The following is an 861-nucleotide window of genomic DNA, read 5'->3' as shown; positions in this document are numbered from 1 at the left end:
CGCTGCGCAGTTTGTCGATGCCTGAGGGCACGCGCATTGCGGCTGTTTTCCGTAATCAAGAACTGCTTCACCCATCGGGCAGTACCAGGTTGGAAGAAGACGATACCCTATGTGTATTGGCTCAAGAGAAAGACTTAGCTGCACTGAGCTTGTTGTTCAGTGAAGCGCCGGAGAAAGCCTCTCTGACTCGTTTCTTTGGTGATTTCTTCTTAGATATTGAAGTGAAGCTGGCCGACGTGGCGATGATGTACGGTTTGAATTTGGGCGATGAACTGCAAGATAAAACCTTGAGCAATATTGTTGAAGAACAGCTGGGTAGCACGCCTGTTTTGGGCGACCAGTTTGAATGGCAAGGATTGCAATGGGTAATCGCGGACGTGGTGGATCACCAAGTGACTAAGGTTGGTTTACGTTTACCCAATGAAGAAGAGGAAGGGGAAGAGGAGGACTAAGTCCTAATCATTCATTTCCGTTAACATGATGACGGCTTGCGTGCGGTTCTTCACGCCGAGCTTGCGGAAAATCGCCGTCATGTGTGCTTTGATGGTGGCTTCTGATACATTCAACTCGTAAGCGATTTGTTTGTTCAGCAAGCCATCAGACAACATCCCCAACACTTTGTATTGCTGTGGCGTTAGCGCGGCAATCTTCTCTGCTAAATCATTACACGCTGCGTTATTGGTGATCAGCCCTTCAGGGAAGTATGGGTCGCCATTGAGCACTTGGTTGAGTGCATTGACCAGTTCACGCATATCACTCGATTTCGGAATAAAGCCAAACGCACCATGGCTCTTCACTTGACTCACCACCGTTGGCTCTTCGCTGGCGGATACCACGACGATAGGCAAATCTGGGTATTCC

The 861-nt window shown here is 49.0% G+C and carries 2 protein-coding genes; one reads left to right on the top strand and one right to left on the bottom strand.

The window, feature by feature from the left end; translation table 11 throughout:
* On the top strand, nt 1–452 hold a 452-nt coding region (locus R8O10_RS24420), incomplete at its 5' end, for a transporter associated domain-containing protein (protein ID WP_318191845.1).
* 3 nt (nt 453–455) lie between these two features.
* On the opposite strand, the gene R8O10_RS24415 is transcribed toward R8O10_RS24420, so the two are convergent.
* Nucleotides 456–861 (bottom strand): response regulator transcription factor (locus R8O10_RS24415; protein WP_318191844.1); only part of this gene is annotated, 406 nt, incomplete at its 5' end.

This window comes from Vibrio sp. 1727, from assembly GCF_033344415.1.
GTDB classification, from domain to species: Bacteria; Pseudomonadota; Gammaproteobacteria; order Enterobacterales; family Vibrionaceae; genus Vibrio; species Vibrio alginolyticus.
Note: the sequence above shows the minus strand (reverse complement) of the source record. Positions and strands in the feature narration are given on the sequence as shown.